Origin of the sequence: Chryseobacterium sp. X308 (genome assembly GCF_020733145.1) — a bacterium.
Classification (GTDB): Bacteria; Bacteroidota; Bacteroidia; order Flavobacteriales; family Weeksellaceae; genus Chryseobacterium; species Chryseobacterium cupriresistens.
The window spans coordinates 1-20,389 of record NZ_JAJFZH010000009.1; the positions used below are offsets into that span (position 1 = coordinate 1).

The following is a 20,389-nucleotide window of genomic DNA, read 5'->3' on the forward strand; positions in this document are numbered from 1 at the left end:
GACTAAAACCATCTGCATCTTTTACATTTTTAATATTAATTCTCATTCTAAATATATGCTAATATAGTATTTTATCTAAAAATTCCGTATTTTTGCCTCTTAAAATTTCTTAGTAAACAATGATAAAAATTACACTTCCAGACAATAGTGTCAAAGAATTCGAGGGAGCAGTGACTCCCCTTGATGTGGCAAAATCTATAAGCGAGGGATTGGCTAGAAACACCATTTCCGCAATTGTTAATGACAAACAAGTAGAAACGACCACACCTATAACCACGGATTCTACGGTACAGCTTTTGACCTGGAATGATGATCTTGGAAAGAAAGCTTTCTGGCATTCTTCTGCCCACCTTCTGGCGCAGGCAATCCTTGAGTTTTATCCTGATGCTAAGTTGACCATCGGTCCTGCTATCGAAAGCGGATTCTATTATGATGTAGATTTCGGGGATGAGAGCTTATCTGAAAAAGATTTTGAGAAGATTGAGAAAAAGATCCTGGAAAATGCAAAAAAAGGTTCTACCTTCTCTTTATATCCGGTTTCTAAAGAAGAAGCTTTAAAGACGTATGCAGATAACCCTTACAAGGTGGAATTGATCTCTAATCTTAATGATGGGGAAATCACTTTTGTAACCCACGATAACTTCACAGATTTATGTCGTGGCGGCCACATTCCGAATACTGGAATCGTAAAAGCGGTTAAAATATTAAATGCAGCGGGAGCTTATTGGAGAGGTAATGAAAAGAACCCACAATTAACAAGAGTATATGGTATTTCTTTCCCTAAGCAGAAAGATCTTACAGAATATCTTGAAAGACTGGAAGAGGCCAAAAGAAGAGATCACAGAAAATTAGGTAAAGAACTTGGAATCTTCGCATTCTCTGAAAAAGTAGGTGCAGGTTTACCGCTTTGGTTACCAAAAGGAACTGCTTTAAGAAGAAAACTGGAAAATTTCCTTTCTGATGCTCAGAAAAAAGGAGGTTATGAATTCGTAATGTCTCCACATATCGGGGCAAAAGAATTGTATGTAACTTCAGGACACTGGGATAAGTATGGGGAAGACAGCTTCCAGCCGATTAAAACGCCGAATGAAGGAGAAGAATTCCTGTTGAAGCCGATGAACTGTCCTCACCACTGTGAAATTTACAAAACTTCACAATGGAGCTACAGAGACTTGCCAAAAAGATATGCAGAATTTGGTACTGTTTACAGATATGAGCAAAGTGGAGAGCTTCACGGATTGACAAGAGTTCGTGGATTTACTCAGGATGATGCTCACTTATTCTGTACTCCGGATCAGCTTTCTGAAGAATTTGAAAAAGTAATTGATTTAACGCTTTATGTGTTCAAATCTTTAGGTTTTGAAGATTTTGTAACTCAGGTTTCATTAAGAGATCCTGAAAACAAACAAAAGTATATCGGTTCTGATGAAAACTGGGAGAAAGCAGAAAGTGCGATCATCAATGCAGCAGAAAAGAAAGGCTTAAAAACTGTTATCGAATACGGAGAAGCAGCATTTTATGGTCCTAAACTTGACTTCATGGTGAAAGATGCTTTAGGAAGAAAATGGCAGTTAGGAACAATCCAGGTAGATTATAACTTACCGGAAAGATTTGATCTTCACTATATCGGAAATGATAATGAAAAACACAGACCGGTGATGATCCACAGAGCACCTTTCGGTTCTATGGAGCGTTTTATCGCTATTCTGCTGGAAAACACTGCAGGTGATTTCCCGTTATGGCTAAGCCCGGATCAGTTTATTATTCTACCAATCAGTGAAAAATATGTAGATTATTCAAAAAAAGTTTCACAATTTTTGGAAAATCACGATATTAGCGGTCAGATTGATGAAAGAAACGAGAAGACAGGTAAAAAGATCCGTGATGCTGAATTAAAGAAAATCCCTTTCATGCTCGTTGTAGGAGAAAATGAAGAGAAAGAAGGCACGATTTCTGTAAGAAGACGTGGAGAAGGAGATCTTGGAGCGATGAAGCTGGAGGATTTTGTTGCTTACTTCAAAAAAGAAGCAGCAATCTAAATTTTAAATAAAAAGATTGAAGGATTAAAAAATTAATAAAGTCTTTCAATTTTAAATATTTGAATCAATTAAATTAAGTAATTAACCAATAAAATTATAATACAATAGCACAAAGATTTAACAACAGGGGCCCACAGAGACGTCCGGTACAAGAGGACGCTCACTTGATCAACGATAAAATTCGTGTGAGAGAGCTTCGTTTAGTGGGCGATAACGTAGAGCCAGGAATTTATCCAATTGACAAAGCAAGACAAATTGCTGCGGAACAGGAATTGGATTTAGTAGTAATTTCTGACAAGGCAGAACCATTTATTGCAAGAGTATTGGAATATAAGAAATTCTTATACGAGCAAAAGAAAAAACAGAAGGAACTTAAAGCCAAGCAGGTAAAAGTGGTGGTAAAAGAGATCCGTTTCGGACCTCAGACTGATGACCATGATTATGAATTCAAAAAGAAGCACGCTGAAAAATTCCTTGAAGAAGGTTCTAAATTAAAAACCTACGTATTTTTTAAAGGACGTTCGATTATCTTTAAGGACCAGGGAGAAATTTTGCTTTTAAAACTTGCTCAGGAACTTGAGCATGTGGGTAAAGTAGACCAGCTTCCTAAACTTGAAGGAAAAAGGATGATTATGATGATGAGTCCTAAAAAACCAGCAAAATAATTAAGTCATTATTTTATATAAAGAAACCTCAAAGTAATTTGAGGTTTTTTTATGCTTATATTTTCAAAAGAGACTGTACTACTACTCTATTGCTTATCCCTCAAAATCCCCGCAATCATGCTCTGTGAAAAGCGGCAAAGCTTTTTTGGTGGTAAAATATTTCGAAACTCTCTTGTTTTTTAACTCCAGTTTTTTACCTTCTATTACGAGTTCGTAGACAGGTGCTTTATCTGTTTGAGTTAAAATATAGGTTCTTTCCGGTGTTTTAAAGATCGTTTTATTTCCTTCAGTAGTATAAGAAAAATCATCAATTTCAAAAGTGTCTTTTTCATCACAAACGTTGGTCCATCTGATCTGCTTCTTTGTGATAGACAGACTGGCCAAATCGCATGAGTAACAGTTCCCGGAAAATTCTATACCATATTTATCATGTACATTAGTACTCTTACTATTCAATACGTCAATAGGAACCAGGGTTGAAAAATCACCGGGTATCTCTACTATTTCCGGATCATTCTTCACGGGTTCCGGTTGAGATGCTGCCACTTCTATTTGAGTTTCCGGAAAAGTATTTGTTTCTGCTTTTTTGTCTGCAGAAGGTGAACAGGATGCTAATAAAGCAGTCATCACTGAAAGGCTGATTATTAAGTTTTTCATTCTTATAAAGTAAATTACAATATTGGGGTTATCATTTTGTAAAATTCTCCAAAATCCATCGTTCAAAATATCCCTGTTTTCGGCCATTTATTCCCTATATCAGGAGGTTTTGTTGGCTGCTGGTCTTAATACTGATACATTTGCGCAAAAATATAAAAATGAAAGTCATCAATCAATTCTTTATATCATCCCTGGTAATTCTTGCAGGATGTAACCAGAAGGATAAAACATCAGGGACACATCATGTAAAAACCGAAGTAAAGCAGAAAACGGTAACATTTGCCGATTTCAATAAAATACAAGGCGTGGACAATGTTCAGGAGGTACCGTTTCAATTATTTACCAAACTGGATTCTGTACAGTTTTTTACAGCTCCGAGTAAAGATGCTCCCTATTTGAAACTACCTTACAATAAACTCGATAATTATTATGGATTTGAAGAGTTTGAGGACTTCTATTCTATTCACTACAGCATTAATAATAACATTTCGAACAGTATTGAAGCGTTTGTCCTGAAGTCGGAATTCACACCGGCATACGAACTTAGTTTAAAAGGTGTTGACCTTTATGAGATCAGAAGCAGCACCTTTAGAGAATCAAGTGATTTTAAGAATAAATCATTTAAGAAATTCGGAACCATCGTGGAGATTTCAGAACAGGAATTTAAAGCCAGTTCAAAAAAACAAATTGGTGAAAAGCTGGTAAAAAATCCCAATATACAACTGCAGGCAGATAACTGGGTATACAAAGAAAACGGCAGAGAAGACGTAATTACGCAACATGAAAGTGTCTCTACCGAGACCGGACCGCTTGCCAATGAATATGTAGGAAGGTCGTCTTATTTAAACCTGGAAGTATTCAAAGAAAATTCTGATGAAGTTGCAGATTCCTACTATTCTTTTTACAGTTTAAAAAATGCAGTTATGTTTGAACTGAGTACCGAAGGTTATCCGCAAATTCTTCCTTCCAAAGGCTGGGTTACCTTCGTCTCTTCCAATCATGATGTGGGGAGTAATTTTGTTATTTCTAAATACTTTCCTCAAACTAAGAAACAGGACAACCTTTTATATGTGAATTTCACCAACTTTAAAATAGCAGATGATAAAAAGGCATTTTGGAATGATCATAATACCTTCTACGCAAAAGTCTACCCTCTTAATTCAGCTTCTGGAAATGGTAAAAAACAGAAAACGGCTTATATAAAAATCCAGTTAAAGGCTGATCTGTTTTAGTAAGAAAACTGAGATAATTAGAATCTTAATGGAAATAGAAGTTATTAAAGGAATATGAACTTGTGTAAACTTTTATATTTTGAAACATTAAGATCATATTAAGATGTTGAGAGTATTAAGATAAGCTTCGCTTTAAGCTAAAAAATCAGAATGATTCATCTCAACTATACTTTATTTCTCAAATTCTTCTTAATGGTTTTATTTGATGAAAATTTTAACAATTTCAATAATAAAAACCCCTGAAATCAGCGAGTACACAGGGAAATAAAGTCTAATATCTTTGCCGTAATTATTTAAAGAGATACAATGAAAAAATTAAGTTTGACCCTTCTTTTTTGTTTATTAAGTTTTATGACTTTTGCACAATCATTAAAAGTCGTTATTAAGCAGGATGGAAAAGTAATTGAACCCGTGAATGATGTTTATGAACTGAAAAAATCTCCTTTTTTATTTGAAATCACGTCTTCCAATCTGGAAGGATTTTTACTGGGTGCCACAACAAATAAAGACATCTATGCAGGAGCTTTGGGCGTTTTGAATACTGAAATTCAGTGGTTCCAGAATACAGGTATGGCCGAGGAGCTTTATAACAAGGATAAAGAAATGTTTCTGATGGATTCCGCGCCTTCATACTGGTATTATACAGATGCAAAAGATCACAGATTTGATAAAAACCCTAAAGGCAATGCAAAGCAATGGACTGCAACCCGTACGATTACAAGATTTTATGATATCATGGTAGATCAGCCCATCAGTTTAAAAGATTTTGACGGCAGCGTTTTCATCCTGATGTATCAGCCGGTTTACAATGACGAATACGATTTAGTAGACAAAAAGAATCTGTTTCAGGCTGCGTTGAAATTCAAAGATTAACCGTACACACCCAAATTATTTGATTATATAAGAAAAAGGCTGCTTACATGATGTGAGCAGCCTTTTTTCCGGATGATTATTTTATTCGATAATCAAGCCGTATTCTATAGCTAATTTTATGGCTGAACTCAGGTTGGAGGTCTGAAATTTTTCAATAAGATTTTTCCGGTGGCTTTCTACCGTATGCGGACTTATAAAAAGCTTTTCCGCCATTTGATTGGTAGTAAGTCCTTTCGCTGCTTCACCCAGAATTTCTTTTTCTCTTCGTGTCAGTTTCGGAACCTGACTTAATCCGTCTGTTGATTTTTTCTCCAGAACAGCTTTGGTTTGAGAGCATAAAAACCTGTTACCTGAATATACAGAGGTGATTCCTTCAAGGATTTCGGAAACCGAAGCATTTTTTTGAATATATCCCAAAGCCCCTTCAGCAAGAGTGCTGTTGATGACGGGCAGTTCGTTATGAACACTCAGGATAATAATCTGTAGGCCGCTGTACTTTTTCTTTAAAGGCTTGATGAGTTCAATGCTGTTGATATCTGCCAGATTAATGTCGAGCAGCAGAATATCAACCGCCTGTTTTGCAAGGCCTTCATTCATTTCTGAGACATTTTTAAAACAATCTACGACATCTATTGTTTCACTGTTTCCTAAAATATTTTTCAGTCCTTCCAATAGAAGCGGATGATCGTCTGTTATGGCTACTTTTATCATGTTTAATGAATAGGGATTTGAAGTTCTATACTGGTGCCAATATTTAATTCGGAGGTGATATTCATGGTTCCTTTTAAAAACTGGACTCTTAATTCTATATTGTGAAAACCTGCTGTTTTTCTAACGTCTAAGTTTGTATGATCGAAGCCTTTACCATTGTCTTCTACGGTAAGGTTTAACAGATTTTCTTCTTCGCTTACCTGAACAATAATTTCGGAAGGATCAGCATGTTTGATAGCGTTGTTAACCAGTTCCTGGATGATTCTGTAAATAACCAGCTGTTTTTCCTTCGATATGGAATTGCTGTAATTGATAAACTCTGTATGGATTTCCATAGCGTGATTGGAAATTCGTGAAGCAAACTCCTGAATAGCCACTTCCAGACCATATTTTGTTAATAAATCAGGCATTAGATTATGTGCCACTCTTCTCAGTTCTTCTACAGCACCATCGATCTGTTCAATTGATTTTGAAATTCCTTCCTCTATATTTTCAGCCTGATCAGGATTTAAATAAGACAGTTGATGTTTCGTTCCTGAAAGCAAACCTCCCAGTCCGTCATGGAGATCACGGGCCAGACGGCCACGCTCCTGCTCCTGCCCTTCAAGCAATGCGGTAAGGGTAGATATTTTCGAGTTCTGTTTTTCCTGTTCCATGGCTAAAGCATGCAGTTCGTCTCTTCGTTTAATAGACCTGGCACGCTGCTTATAGGCATACAGCAACAAGAGGATCAAAACAATGAAAAAGATAATAAAAAAAATGTAGTACGTATTGATCTTTTCCTTGAATGCCAGAAGCTTTTTAAAGGTATTAATATCGTTATTTTTCTGTTGGGTTTCCAGTTTTGCCAAACGAAGCTGCTGCTCTTTTTTCTCGGATTCAAGTTCTGAGAATTTCAGTCTTTCACGTTGGTTTTCTTCTACCAATTTTAGGTTGTTATAAACCTGTTCACGCTGTGCACGCAAAATATTAATAAGCTTGATTTCCTGAGCTTTCTTGTCGCTTTCCAGCTGTAGTTTGATGTACTTCTGTTCCTGCCGTTCTTTATCAAACTGGGATTCTAACCTTTTGGTGATATCCAGTTTTTCCTGATCGTAAATGCTCTTGTATTGATCAACATAGCTTTTATAATAAGTCAGTGCTTCTTTATAATTGCCCTGCTCTTCACTAATTCTGGATAGAGATTCAAGGATAGACAATTCTATCATATGATTTCTTACCGGGCTTTTCCCAATCTCCATGGAGGCTTTCAGAAAGTAGGACTTGGCTAAATCATAATTTTTATCCTGCAATGCCAATTCTGCCAGAATTCCAAAGGAAGAAGCAATGTGAATAGCATCACCAATTTCCAGGCTCACTTTATTGGCTAACTGCGCATATTGCATAGCTTTATTACTGTCAAACCCAGTATATAAATTAGCTAAATTGATGGCGGCATATGAAAGGCTGTTTCTGCTAAGCATCGCATCTTTATTTTTATTAAAAGTAGCAATAGCCTGTAAATAATACTGTTCTGTTTTAGCCCGAAACACTGTATTGGATAGATCTTGTGTATATTTTTGTTCATATACGTAGCCCATCCGCATGTAAGCATCAAAGATAAGATTGGGATCATTTTGTTTGGAAGCTAACAATAGAAATTGTTTGCTGTATTTTTCTTCCAGCTGATATTCATTCAGGTCAGAATAAATGGCAGATAATTCCTTCGCTGCATTGCCCAATCTTCCATATAGTGTGGAAGTGGTTGGTGAGTTTTCATAATATTCGATCGCTTTCAGGTATGCGGCGACAGCATCGGTCGTTTTATTATTGCGTACCAGAATCCAGCCTTTTGCATATTGTACATAACCTTTTGCTTCATTACTATTCGTTTTTAAGCTGTAGGCCTTTGCCATATCGAGGCTTTTTGAAGACTCCGCGGTTTTATTATCCAGCCGGTAATTCATGGCCTGCACTGCGTACAAAATTGTGGCATACTTTCCATCCGCCTGTTTTGCAGCAAGGGAAATATTAGTATCTAAAATCTGGTAAGATTTGGGCTTAAGATTATGAAAAAATAATGCTGTAGCATACCTGGGAGCCAGGTTGAGCTGTTCTGCCGTATTGTTTGAGGCATGGCTGTATTCTCTTTCTAATTTGTTTAAAACATCCTGTGCCTGAGCAAAAAACGGACAAATAAGTAAAGTAAATATAAGTAATAACCTGTGCATCAAACCCTTATCTTTATTAAATTGCATTCCATTAAGGAACGTAAATATAGGTAAATCCCTGTTAATCTGTTTCGAAACCATGCTTTTCAGCAAAAGCACTCCACTTCAGGTATTTCTTTTCATTTTTAAAGGCCGGATCTTCACCATAATAATACATCAAACGTTGAGTTGCATATTCGTACGCACTGTAAGTATTGGCCTGTTCATAATACTTAATGGCTTTCTTCAGATCCGTTTTTACTCCCATACCGTGTTCGTAGATAATGCCGTAATAAATCCCGGAATAAGATTGATCATAGTCTTTCTTCAAGTACACCAAAAGGTTTTTATAGTCTCTTAACTGGTAATAGATTTCTGAGATTTTATCGTAATTGTAGGCGTATTTTTTCTCAGCTTTCTGATAAAAATCCAAAGCTTTATTGTAATCCTGCTTCACGTGTTGTCCAAAATAATAGAGATCACCCAGGTTAACAAGAGCCATTTCGTCACCAAGCTCGGCACTCTTTTCATAGGCCTGAATTGCCTTTTTGATATTAAAAGAATACCCTATTCCGTTATGGTACAAAGCCCCGAGATTGTTCAAGGCTACAGGATGGTTTCGTTGTGCTGCTTTTTCGTAATATGCAATGCCTCTTTGTGGATCAAATAATGATTCTATTTCAGGATCCGTAAGCAGTAGCCCTATTTCTACCAGGCTATCCATGTCACCCTTTTGGGCAGATAACTCAAAAAGACGAAGTGCTTCGTGGTAATTCTGGTTTTCCTTTTCGTCAAAAGCCATTTTTTTAATCGTTCCAACCTCCATGAATTGTTCGGCGTTCTTACCTGTCTGGCTTTTCCAACGGTTATAAAAAGAAGTAAAGTATTCCAGATCTTTTCCCCGGAATGAATACCGGTCCAGATAAACGGCACCATATTCTGAAGCCTCTACCCGGTGAATGCTTCTGTCTTCATGCATCCTCAACATATTTTCACCCTGATACAAAAACAACAAGCCTTCTTCCGTTCTATAATTCAAAGGATTGGAAATATAGTCATACAATTGGGCTGACAGACCATTCTCAAAATCGAACAATTGATACCCTTCATTTTTTTGAACCGAGAAAAATCCATTTTCCAGATAGTGAATCTGCTTAATTTCCGGCTGGGGAGTGATTAACCAATTTCCATTACCTGCATCAAAAAGTCCTGATCCTACGTTGGTTTCCAGGATAAAGACATTATTTCTATATCTATTGGATTCTGCTTTTACTTTACTAATAGATTCATTTTCCAGCAGAAACTGGTGTTTTAAAGCATGATAGATCTTCCAGCTTTTGTCTTTGCGAACAGCAAGAGTTTCAAAATTATCGATTAAGATCAGCTGATCTGCTTCGTCTATAATGAGGCGGCCTCTTTCATCAATCAATCTGCCTTTCTTGTCAAATTTGTTCGGCTTGACCCAGAAACAGATACTTGCTTTTGAGATGCTGCCTTCTAAAAAGTCTCCGAGATAGTTTCCTTCTTTTGTATAATATTTTCGTTTGCCGGTACCTTTTTGCCTGGTAAAAAATAATTCAGGGAAATAATCATATTCATAAGGGTTTTCGCTTTCAACAGGAATAACCAGTCCGTTTTCATCACTGTAAACTCCAAATTTGCCGTCTTTTTCTACCCCAAAGAATCCATAGGCTGTTCTTTCAATAGCATCATATTCCGCAGGAACCATCCAGGTATTTGAATAGATTTTTAAAATCCCTGATTTTCCATTCACTTTTACTTCGCCTAAAGGTTCCTGCCCAAAATCGAATACGTCAAAAGCATCTTCATACACCGGAGAAATCCATTCTTTTCCGTCACTTTGCAGGTAACCGAACAAAGCCCCTTTTTGAATTACCGATATATTGTAGTAATCATCTGCTTCAAAAATATCGTCATAAACCGCAGGAGCTAAAACAGCACCTTTTGCATCTTTAAGGCCAAACTTTCCGTTCTCTTCAAATACAGAAGATGCCACTTTTTTATAGGCAAGCTCTTCAAAATATCCTAATCCGTAATTAATCCAGTCGGTTTGTAAAATTTCAAGAAATGAGGAATACCCTGTCTGTGAGAACAAGGCATCCAGCAGCGAAAGATTGCGGGCTTTAACAGCCTTTTTATACAGCTTACTTTTCTGCTGAATTTCTACCAGCCATTCCTTTGCCTGTACCGGATGTTCTCCTTCGTTCATATTGAAAACATCTGTTGCATTCAATACAAAAGTGTCGTAAGGTAAAGCTTCCAGAAACTCGAACATTTTATTAACAGGTTCATAATAAGCTTTCTTGTAATGCAGCTGATAAGTATCTGCCAGCAGATTGAAAAAATAACGCAGCTGAACAATTCCCTGGTTTTTATCGGAGAAAAATTCAACACCTTCCACTTTGATATCTTCTGCCAGCAGAGGATACAACAATAATGGAATTTCATAATTCCACTCACCCAGATAGGTATCGAATGTCTGATTTGTTTTTTGATCGTAATTGTATAAATAAATCCGGTGTGCCATTCATTCAATTTTAACATATCGGAAAGCATCACAGCATTCCCTGTTACCTAAGGTTGTCTCCCGAGTAGCTGCAAATTACAAATATACGCAGCAATATTACTTTTACAGCTTCTTCCTCACTCCATTGTATCTGGCTAGTGTTTTTACCCATAGTTTTTTAGTGTTTATTCGAAATAAGAATTTATCGTTGAATCGGGTGTGAAAAAGAAAGCTATAAAAGTTATAAATTATTGTTTATCAGAAAGATATTTAGCCTTTTTATCTTTATTATATTTTAGGCCAAAGATAAAAATAGAGACAGTATAAAAACATCCCTGATATCAGTGGTTTTTAGTTTAGTCTGTTTCATAATATAATGCATCGCATCTTCTTTATGGCCTGTAGGTTTCGGCCTGTTCAAACAGAATCATGTAACAATAAAATGCAGTTAAAACTACTCCGATAAGGCCTGAAATAAGAAATATAAGAAGGTAATACACGGCTTTTTTATCTTTCTTTTGTATAAAATTGATAATGAAAGTAATCAGCGTGAACAGGAATCCTGCTCCAAAAAATATAATTAAGACAGCAAAAAATAAAGCTCTTTCCAGGTGTAAGTCTGCAGATGAAAGCATAAGGGTTTAAATTTACAGGTTAACAATAAGTTCAGCAGGTTCGACTGAACATAGAAATGATCAAACCTGCCTTAATTGTATGTTTCATATTCATCGTCAATATTAGAGAGAACCGTCAAATACCACAATCCCGATTATCAGGTATATTTTGTGCTGCCTTACTTTTTTGAGTGTTTTTCTTCATAACAAAAAGATTTTCAACCCATTTACTCTTTGAAGAGTGTTACCAACACAATACTATTGTTGACAAATTTTTAATCAATTATTATCTTAGATCAAGGTATTCTGAAGATTTTCTATCTACATTTGTGATATAAAAAATCAAACACACTATTTATTAATATTAAAAAAAAGAAAAAAATGAGCACACTTACATTAAAAGACGGAACAGAAATTTATTACAAAGATTGGGGGAAAGGACAGCCGGTTTTCTTTCACCACGGATGGCCATTATCAAGTGATGACTGGGATGCCCAAATGTTCTTCTTTCTGGAACAGGGTTATAGAGTAATTGCTCATGACAGAAGAGGCCACGGAAGATCCGAACAGACTCCTTACGGACATGATATGGATACTTATGCTTCTGATGTGGCAGAAATTGTTGAAGCGCTGGACTTAAAAGATGTGATTCATGTAGGACATTCTACAGGAGGCGGTGAAGTGATCCGCTATGTAGCAAAGCATGGTAACGGAAGAGTGGCAAAAGCTGTTCTGGTAAGTGCAGTAACTCCTATTATGGTTCAGAATGAGAATAATCCTAATGGAGTTCCCATCTCTGTTTTTGATGATATCCGAAATAATACGGCGAAACACAGACAACAATTCTTTATTGATATTACCTTTCCTTTTTATGGATACAACAGAGAAGGAGCCAAAGTTTCTGAAGGTATTCAGAGAAACTGGTGGAGACAGGGAATGAGCGGTTCTATCAAAGCACATTATGATTGTGTGAAAGCATTCTCTGAGACAGATTTCACAGAGGATCTTAAAAGCGTAGAAGTTCCGGTGTTGGTAATGCATGGCGAAGATGATCAGATTGTACCTTTTGAGACCACAGGCAAGGTAGCTGCTACCCTTCTTAAAAACGGAAAACTGATTTCCTATCCCGGGTTTCCACACGGAATGCCAACTACAGAGGCTGAAACCATCAACAGAGATCTTCTGGAGTTTTTTAAATCATAATAAGAATAAGAACATCATTACGTTTTTATGAACGTATAGCATTGAAGGCAAATCCGTATTGATATGGGTTTGCCTTTATAATTCAACCCAAAACACCTTCCTGTTGATATACATTAAAAATTCCTTTCGTGTATCACATTTTTTTCGTAATTTTGCACACTATTATTCCTAATGTCTTTAGGAGTAGCCAAAACAGATATTGATAACAAAAACAATAAAAAAGCAAAACAATGCCAAAATTAAAAACGAAATCAGGTGCTAAGAAACGTTTTGCTCTTACCGGAACAGGTAAGATCAAAAGAAAAAACGCTTACAAAAGCCACATCTTAACTAAGAAAGAAACTAAGCAGAAGAGAAATCTTACGTCTACTTCTTACGTAGCTAAAGTGGATGAGAAAAGCGTTCAACGTCAATTAGCAATTAAGTAGTTTTTATAAATCTATATTCGGTTTATAAGAATTCAAACAAATTCACAATTTTAACCCTGAAACGGTGCAAATAAGAGCAATAACACTGCCGCCCTTTTCAAAAAAACAATTTAAATTATGCCAAGATCAGTAAATGCCGTAGCTTCTAGAGCTCGCAGAAAGAAAATTTTTAAGCACGCTAAAGGTTATTTCGGAAGAAGAAAGAACGTTTGGACTGTAGCTAAAAACGCGGTAGAAAAAGCAATGCAATATGCTTACCGTGGTAGAAAAGAGAAAAAGAGAAATTTCAGAGCACTTTGGATCACTCGTATCAACGCGGGAACCAGAGAGCACGGAATGTCTTACTCTCAATTTATGGGAGCTCTTAAAAAGAACAACATCGAACTTAACAGAAAAGTTTTAGCAGATTTAGCAATGAATCACCCTGAAGCTTTCAAAGCTGTTGTAGATCAAGTAAAATAATGTAGAATAGATTTTGTTATCAATATAAGTCCCGGGTTTTCCCGGGATTTTTTTGTTATATACTTTTTCATTTTTTATCAAGAGTCGAATCCTGCTGTAATTGCAATATCAACAGTATTTTCTATTAAACTGCATTGATAAAACATGAATTTATCATTGATTATATTTAATAATAAAGAAAAATTTACCTAAATTTTATACATTAAACGAATTTTAATCTAAAATAATGATAAATTTAACAAAAACACATATTATTATTGATAAATTAGGCAAATAAGCAATATTTTACTTAATAATCAACAATAAATAATGATTAATTGTTATATTAGCAATCTCTAAAGAAAGTATTAAAAATGAAAAAAGTTGCGGCTCTTTTGCTCAGTTCAATTGCACTTCAGAATATGAGTGGACAAAGTTTTATTCAGACTTATAAGGACAGAGCAGATATGGTTACCCAAACCAATATTAGTACAAACCTTCAGGAATTTGCGGGATTTGGGATTAAAAAAACAGGTACAACAGCTAACAATAACGCTTTAAACTGGCTTAAAAACAAATATCTTTCCTACGGATATACTGTCAATAATATGTCTGAAGATAGTTTTACCTACGGAAGCAGCACTTCAAAAAATTTAATTATTACCAAGACAGGAACAGTATACCCCAACAAATATGTTATTATCTGTGGACATTACGATACGATTGTAGGTCCCGGGGTAAGTGACAATGGCAGCGGTACCTCCATTATTCTGGAAGCCGCGAGAATATTGAAAAATGTTCCCACGGAATATTCTATCAAATTTATTCATTTTTCCGGGGAAGAACAAGGTCTTGTAGGCAGCAACCATTATGTCAATAACGTAGCTTACCAGAATGGCAGTCAGGTTCTGGATATAAAACTGGTTTTAAATATTGACCAGGTAGGTGGTCTTCTTGGAAATAACAACAATACAATTACCTGCGAAAGAGATACCGGTGGTGTATCTTCCAATAATGCAGCTTCTACAGCTGTAACGCAGGAACTGATGAACTGCACTACCCTTTACTCGCCTCTTCAGACCAATCTTTCTTACGCTTACAGCTCAGATTATATGCCTTTTGAGGCAAAAGGATATACCATTACCGGATTCTATGAAACCATCCAAAGTAATAATGAGCATACTGTAAGTGATACTTTTGCCAATCTGGATCCCGTCTATGTTTTCAACGTAGGAAAAGCAGCAGTGGGAGCTTTGCAGCATTTTGCTGTTGCCTCTACATCCAGTAACCTGTTAAGTACCAACGAAAGCTCTGTGCAAAAATCAGGTGAAGCCATCAGGATCTATCCTAATCCAGCTAAAGATCTTGTGACTGTGGAATTTCAGGAGAAAGTAAAACACTTCAAAGTTGAAGTCAATGACATGGCAGGAAATACCGTTTTAAACCTTGAAAATCAGGAAAAAATAAATACATCAGGGCTAACAAACGGGGTTTATACTTTTACTGTTACGACCGATAAGAGAAATACCACAAAAAAAATTATCATTAATAAATAATGTCAGGTAGAATATTCTGAATCTGTTTTACATTCTGGAATATTCAGCATTACTCTCATCAAATGAAAAAAATCGCTGCTTTTTTATTCGCTTCTGTTGCTATGCAAAGTATTGGAGCTCAAAGTTTCATTCAGGCTTATCAGGACAGGGCGGATATGGTAAATCAAACCAATATTACCACTTACCTTCAGGAATTTGCTAATCTAGGGGTGAAAACCACGGGTTCACCAGCTAATGCCAATGCATTGACATGGCTCAAAAACAAGTATCTTTCTTACGGATATACTGCCAGCCAGATAGCAGAAGATCCTTTCACTGCAGGAAGTTATAATTCTAAAAACCTTGTTATTACCAAAACAGGAACGGTATACCCCAATAAATATGTAATCATCTGTGGACATTTCGACAGTATTACCGGCCTAGGAATCAATGATAACGGAAGCGGAACTTCTATTATTCTTGAAGCAGCAAGGATTCTGAAGGATGTTCCGACTGAATATTCTATAAAATTCATTCATTTTTCCGGGGAGGAGCAAGGACTTCTGGGAAGCAAACATTATGTCAACAATGTGGCTTACCAAAGTGGTGTTCGTGTTCTGGATATTAAACTTGTTTTTAATCTCGACCAGGTAGGTGGGGTTATGGGAAATAACAACAATACCGTTTACTGTGATGAAGATCAGGGCGGACTTTCTTCCAATAATGCCGCTTCGGTTGCTGTAACTCAGGAACTGAGAAACTGTACAGCGCTCTACTCTCCTCTTCTGACTGCCGTAGATCCGGCTGCTGATACGGATTATATTCCTTTTGAACAAAAAGGTGAAGTGATCACAGGTTTTTTTGAAAGAATAAGAAGTACCTATCCACATACAGTGAATGATACTTTTGCCAACACCGATCCTGTTTATATTTACAAGATAGGAAAAGCATCCGTAGGAGCATTGCAGCATTTCGCTATTGCTACCGGCACATTGGGAACGCATGAAACAGCAGTAAAAAATACGTTGGAAAGTGTAAAAATCTATCCAAATCCAGCCAAAGATGTTATCAATATTGAACTTCCGGACTCCGGAATTAAAAATTTCACTTTTGAAATCACGGATTTTCAGGGGCGTTCCATTTTCAGGAGAAACAATGAAACAAGTATTAATGCTTCAGGCCTGGAAAACGGAGCTTATATCGGGATTTTAAAGACCGGAGATCAAAAGGTTGTCAGAAAAGTGATGATTGAAAGATAAGTGAGCATACAATACGAATAAAAAGACTTTTGAAGCTATTCAAAGGTCTTTTTATTGTCAGAACTGTATTATAATATTCATAAGGCAATTGTAATAATTAATATGATATTCATAATAAATATTATTTTATTTTAACACATTAAACACTTTGTTGTGATTTATTTACTACATTCGTGTCACCAAAATAATATTATATATGAAAAAATTCACAACACTTTTATGCTCAGCATTGATGATGCAGAGCATTGCAGCTCAAACTTTTATTCAGGCTTATAAAGACAGAGCGGATTTGGTTACCCAAACCAATATTACTACCAACCTTCAGGAGTTTAGTAATTTAGGGGTAAAAACAACAGGTTCGGTAGCGAATACCAATACTCTGAACTGGATCAAAAACAAGTACCTTTCTTACGGTTATACGGCCAGTCAGATAGAAGAAAGCCCTTTTACCTTTGGAAGTACCAGCTCTAAAAATTTAATAATTACCAAAACCGGAACACTTTATCCTAACAAGTATGTCATTATCTGTGGGCATTTCGATACCATTTATGGCCCGGGAGTGAATGATAACGGCAGCGGGACTTCAATTATACTGGAAGCCGCAAGGATTCTGAGAAATGTCCCTACTGAATATTCTATAAAGTTCATTCATTTTTCCGGGGAAGAACAAGGGTTAAAAGGAAGCAGCCATTATGTGAACAATGTCGTATATCAGGGAGGTGTCCGTAAACTGGATATCAAACTGGTTTTCAATCTGGATCAGGTAGGCGGAGTGAAAGGAAATAATAATACCACCGTATATTGTGATGAAGATCAGGGAGGTGTTTCCAGTAATAATGCAGCTTCTGCAGCGGTCACACAACAACTGAGAAATTGTACAGCACTCTACTCTCCTCTTCTGACCGCCGTAGATCCGGCAGCTGATACGGATTATATTCCTTTCGAACAGAAAGGTGAAGTGATTACCGGATTTTTTGAAAGGATAAGAAGCACTTATCCTCACAGTTCTAAGGATACTTTCACCAATATGGATCCTGTTTACGTATACAAAATCGGAAAAGCAACAGTGGGTGCCTTACAACATTTTGCAGCAGCATCCACTACCATGAGCAAACCCGCTTTAAAAAATTCACTGGAAGCTGTAAAGATTTACCCTAATCCAGCCAGCAATGTGATTAACATTGACTTACCGGATGCTAAGGGGATGGATTTCAGCTTTGAAATCAGCAATTCTTTGGGAAGGTCCCTTTTGAAAGTCAATAATGAAAGAAAGGTTAATGTTTCATCTCTTCAGAACGGAGTCTATATTGGAGTTTTGAAAGTGGGCGAAGAAACCCTTGTTAAGAATATTATGATTGAAAGATAAAAATTCAATTCATTGATAATAAAAAACAGCAGGAATAGACCTGCTGTTTTGTTTTAAATCTGCCTGCCTGTTTAAAAAATTTCTCACTTTAAACAATTATTTTTGAATGCCAACTCTTTGATTTTAGAAACTATATCCTCTTCATTAATAAGTCCATCTCTGATATCTGTCAATAATTCCTCCAGAGTTACTTTATAAAGATCGGCCTCATTAAATGATAAAAAACGGAGCATTTCTTCTAAGGCTTTATCAAAATCTTTAAGTCCACAATAGGACAGATATTTTATCTGAGATGCTAATTTATTGTGCTTGTCTCTTTGTAATAAATTATCCGCAATATCAATAGCCCATTGATATTCTCCTAGTTTATACCAGCAGTTTGACATGAATAATAGTCTGTAGATTTCAGATTTTGTAGATAACTTGCTGATATTCTGTAAAATTTCTACAGCGGGCATATATTGCCCGTTATCCATTAAATTCTTAGCTTTCTGTAACCCATCAATCATATCTGAAAGTTTATTTTCTATGATCTTAAAATAACGCTTTTCATTTACCGAAAGAATTCTTGTCTCACAATCAAAAAGCGAGTCAATTTTATTGATCTCTGCCTTTAAGAATCTCTTCAATCTCCTCCATTGAAAACCCTTTGGCTTTCAATAAGATTAAAAAGTGATACAGCAGATCTGCGGCTTCATTTTTAAAGAGATCATCATTATTGTCTTTTGCTTCTATAACCAATTCTACGGCCTCCTCGCCTACTTTTTGAGCCATTTTATTGATTCCTCTCTGATATAATGAGTAAGTATATGAGTCTTCAGCCTTCGTATCTATTCTCTGAGAGATTTTTTCTTCCAGTTCATATAGAAATCCTTTGGGACTCTTTTCTCCGAAGCAACTGAAACTGCCTCTATGGCAAACCACATTTTTCGGAACGGCTTTAATTAAAATGGTATCCTTATCACAGTCGATGTCAATACTTTTTACCGTTAAAAAATTACCCGATTCCTCACCTTTTGTCCAGAGTCTGTTTTTGGAACGGCTGAAAAAGGTTACAATTCCTTCTGCTTGTGTTTTTTCAAAAGCTTCCTCGTTCATGTAGCCCAGCATCAAAACCTGCAATGTTCTGCTGTCCTGAATAACCACAGGCACAAGGCCATTATCTTTATTAAAATCTATTTTCATCGTACTTCTATTTTTTGAGTTTTTAACTGTTGTTTCAAATCCTGAATCCCTATTTCATTAAAGTGGAAAATACTGGCTGCCAATCCTCCTGTAGCTTTTGTTTCATTAAATACTTGAACAAAATCCTGAATGGTACCAGCACCTCCGGAAGCAATCACCGGAATGCTTATATTTTCTGAAACCAGCTTTGTAATCCTAATATCAAAACCGTTTTTAGTACCGTCACCATCCATGGAAGTCAGCAATATTTCACCTGCTCCTAATGCTGCTGCTTCTTGAGCCCATTCCATCGTTAAAAGTGCTGTGGCTTCTCTTCCTCCTTTGATATGCACCAGATCTTTATCACCTACTTGCTTTGTATCAATAGCAACCACTACACACTGGCTCCCGAATTCTTGGGCCAGATCAGAAATAAGACCTGGATTTTTTACGGCTGAAGAATTGATGCTGATCTTGTCTGCACCTGCTTCCAAAAGCTTTCTCACATCCTCTACAGACGAAATCCCGCCTCCTACTGTAAAAGGGATACTCAATTCTTTTGCGATCTCTTTTACCAGCTCTACAAATGTTTTTCTATCCTCAATTGTGGCGGTAATATCCAGAAAAACAAGCTCATCGGCACCTTCCCGTTCATACTTTTTGGCAAGTTCCACAGGATCTCCGGCGCTTTTAAGATCTTCAAAGTTAACACCTTTTACCGTAGCTCCATCCTTAATATCCAGACATGGAATAATTCTTTTCTTAAGCATTTTCAATAAAATTTTGAAGTTGTTGTAAGCTTATTTTTCCCTCATAAATTGCTTTTCCGATGATCGTCCCTGCACAGCCGATATCCTTCATCTTATAGACATCAGCAATGCCTGAAATACCGCCGCTTGCTACCAGCTGAACGGATGTTTTATATAAGATCTCAATATAAAGCCCTGTTGAGGGACCTTCCAGCATCCCATCTTTTGCAATATCGGTACAGATAGCGGTCTGTATTCCTTTTTCCTGATACTGAAGGATAAAATCAATGATATCATGGGCACTTTCTTCCAGCCATCCGGATGTTTTAATCTTTCTGTTTTCACAGTCTGCACCCAAAATAATTTTTTCCGCTCCATATTTTTCAATCATTCCAAAACAAAATTCAGGATTCTGAACGGCAATACTTCCTAAAGTGATCTGCTTTGCCCCGGAATTAAAGGCGGTTTCAATATCTTCCTGAGTTTTTAGCCCTCCTCCAAAATCGATATGCAGCGAAGTAGAACGGGCAATATTTTCCAGAACTTTCTGGTTGACAATATGCTTTGATTTCGCCCCATCAAGATCCACCAAATGAAGGTATTGAATCCCAAAGCTTTCAAACTCTTTTGCCACTTCTACAGGATCTTCATTATATATTTTCTTTGTATTGTAATCTCCTTTTGACAAACGGACACATTTCCCGTCGATAATATCAATAGCCGGAATTATTTTCATG

The 20,389-nt window shown here is 36.5% G+C and carries 19 protein-coding genes; 10 read left to right on the forward strand and 9 right to left on the reverse strand.

What is annotated here, in order from left to right:
- Positions 1 to 119 precede the first annotated feature (119 nt).
- A complete protein-coding gene (gene thrS / locus LIV57_RS11560; protein ID WP_227942696.1) occupies positions 120 to 2,039 on the forward strand; it encodes a threonine--tRNA ligase in 1,920 nt (639 codons plus the stop codon).
- A 164-nt stretch (positions 2,040 to 2,203) separates the two neighbouring features.
- Entirely contained in the window at positions 2,204 to 2,704 is a 501-nt protein-coding gene (gene infC / locus LIV57_RS11565) for a translation initiation factor IF-3 (protein WP_027372223.1), read from the forward strand.
- Positions 2,705 to 2,797: 93 nt separating this feature from the next.
- On the opposite strand, the gene LIV57_RS11570 is transcribed toward infC, so the two are convergent.
- Positions 2,798 to 3,361, reverse strand: coding sequence for a hypothetical protein (locus tag LIV57_RS11570; RefSeq protein WP_227942697.1), 564 nt, complete (start codon positions 3,359 to 3,361; stop codon positions 2,798 to 2,800).
- Between the two features lie 158 nt (positions 3,362 to 3,519).
- Here LIV57_RS11570 and LIV57_RS11575 point away from each other — a divergent pair, with 158 nt between their 5' ends.
- Positions 3,520 to 4,593: a resolvase gene (locus LIV57_RS11575; RefSeq protein ID WP_227942698.1), complete on the forward strand. Its 1,074-nt coding sequence runs from the start codon at positions 3,520 to 3,522 to the stop codon at positions 4,591 to 4,593.
- Positions 4,594 to 4,899: 306 nt separating this feature from the next.
- On the forward strand, positions 4,900 to 5,466 hold the full coding sequence (locus LIV57_RS11580; RefSeq protein ID WP_227942699.1) for a hypothetical protein: 567 nt from the start codon (positions 4,900 to 4,902) through the stop codon (positions 5,464 to 5,466).
- 81 nt (positions 5,467 to 5,547) lie between these two features.
- On the opposite strand, the gene LIV57_RS11585 is transcribed toward LIV57_RS11580, so the two are convergent.
- The 4 genes from LIV57_RS11585 to LIV57_RS11600 form a co-directional block, all read right to left on the reverse strand.
- Entirely contained in the window at positions 5,548 to 6,177 is a 630-nt protein-coding gene (locus LIV57_RS11585) for a response regulator transcription factor (RefSeq protein ID WP_227942700.1), read from the reverse strand.
- A gap of 2 nt (positions 6,178 to 6,179) precedes the next feature.
- Positions 6,180 to 8,387 carry a histidine kinase gene (locus tag LIV57_RS11590; RefSeq protein WP_227942701.1) on the reverse strand — a complete coding sequence of 736 codons (2,208 nt, stop codon included), beginning with the start codon at positions 8,385 to 8,387 and terminating at the stop codon, positions 6,180 to 6,182.
- Between the two features lie 61 nt (positions 8,388 to 8,448).
- Positions 8,449 to 10,914: a tetratricopeptide repeat protein gene (locus LIV57_RS11595; RefSeq protein WP_227942702.1), complete on the reverse strand. Its 2,466-nt coding sequence runs from the start codon at positions 10,912 to 10,914 to the stop codon at positions 8,449 to 8,451.
- A gap of 371 nt (positions 10,915 to 11,285) precedes the next feature.
- A complete protein-coding gene (locus LIV57_RS11600; RefSeq protein ID WP_227942703.1) occupies positions 11,286 to 11,528 on the reverse strand; it encodes a hypothetical protein in 243 nt (80 codons plus the stop codon).
- A gap of 360 nt (positions 11,529 to 11,888) precedes the next feature.
- Here LIV57_RS11600 and LIV57_RS11605 point away from each other — a divergent pair, with 360 nt between their 5' ends.
- The 6 genes from LIV57_RS11605 (at position 11,889) to LIV57_RS11630 (ending at position 17,739) form a co-directional block, all read left to right on the forward strand.
- A complete protein-coding gene (locus LIV57_RS11605; RefSeq protein WP_076594815.1) occupies positions 11,889 to 12,710 on the forward strand; it encodes an alpha/beta fold hydrolase in 822 nt (273 codons plus the stop codon).
- Between the two features lie 230 nt (positions 12,711 to 12,940).
- Positions 12,941 to 13,138: a 50S ribosomal protein L35 gene (gene rpmI, locus LIV57_RS11610; RefSeq protein ID WP_034694453.1), complete on the forward strand. Its 198-nt coding sequence runs from the start codon at positions 12,941 to 12,943 to the stop codon at positions 13,136 to 13,138.
- A gap of 117 nt (positions 13,139 to 13,255) precedes the next feature.
- Positions 13,256 to 13,600, forward strand: a complete 345-nt coding sequence (gene rplT, locus LIV57_RS11615) for a 50S ribosomal protein L20 (protein WP_002979659.1) — start codon at positions 13,256 to 13,258, stop codon at positions 13,598 to 13,600.
- Between the two features lie 353 nt (positions 13,601 to 13,953).
- On the forward strand, positions 13,954 to 15,135 hold the full coding sequence (locus tag LIV57_RS11620; RefSeq protein WP_227942704.1) for a M28 family peptidase: 1,182 nt from the start codon (positions 13,954 to 13,956) through the stop codon (positions 15,133 to 15,135).
- 62 nt (positions 15,136 to 15,197) lie between these two features.
- A complete protein-coding gene (locus tag LIV57_RS11625; RefSeq protein ID WP_227942705.1) occupies positions 15,198 to 16,373 on the forward strand; it encodes a M28 family peptidase in 1,176 nt (391 codons plus the stop codon).
- Between the two features lie 196 nt (positions 16,374 to 16,569).
- On the forward strand, positions 16,570 to 17,739 hold the full coding sequence (locus LIV57_RS11630; RefSeq protein WP_227942706.1) for a M28 family peptidase: 1,170 nt from the start codon (positions 16,570 to 16,572) through the stop codon (positions 17,737 to 17,739).
- 83 nt (positions 17,740 to 17,822) lie between these two features.
- Here LIV57_RS11630 and LIV57_RS11635 read toward each other — a convergent pair whose 3' ends face one another.
- The 4 genes from LIV57_RS11635 to hisA are packed head-to-tail and all read right to left on the reverse strand — an operon-like array spanning position 17,823 to position 20,388.
- The gene (locus LIV57_RS11635) at positions 17,823 to 18,368 is read right to left on the reverse strand and encodes a tetratricopeptide repeat protein (protein ID WP_227942707.1); all 546 of its coding nucleotides are present in this window, start codon (positions 18,366 to 18,368) and stop codon (positions 17,823 to 17,825) included.
- Positions 18,337 to 18,924 (reverse strand): bifunctional phosphoribosyl-AMP cyclohydrolase/phosphoribosyl-ATP diphosphatase HisIE, encoded by a 588-nt coding sequence (hisIE, locus tag LIV57_RS11640; RefSeq protein WP_227942708.1) that lies wholly within the window; start codon positions 18,922 to 18,924, stop codon positions 18,337 to 18,339. The genes LIV57_RS11635 and hisIE overlap by 32 nt, the downstream gene beginning before the upstream one ends.
- Entirely contained in the window at positions 18,921 to 19,673 is a 753-nt protein-coding gene (gene hisF, locus LIV57_RS11645) for an imidazole glycerol phosphate synthase subunit HisF (protein WP_227942709.1), read from the reverse strand. Before hisF ends, hisIE begins: the two co-directional genes overlap by 4 nt.
- Positions 19,666 to 20,388, reverse strand: coding sequence for a 1-(5-phosphoribosyl)-5-[(5-phosphoribosylamino)methylideneamino]imidazole-4-carboxamide isomerase (hisA, locus tag LIV57_RS11650; RefSeq protein ID WP_227942710.1), 723 nt, complete (start codon positions 20,386 to 20,388; stop codon positions 19,666 to 19,668). Before hisA ends, hisF begins: the two co-directional genes overlap by 8 nt.
- Position 20,389: the final 1 nt, after the last annotated feature.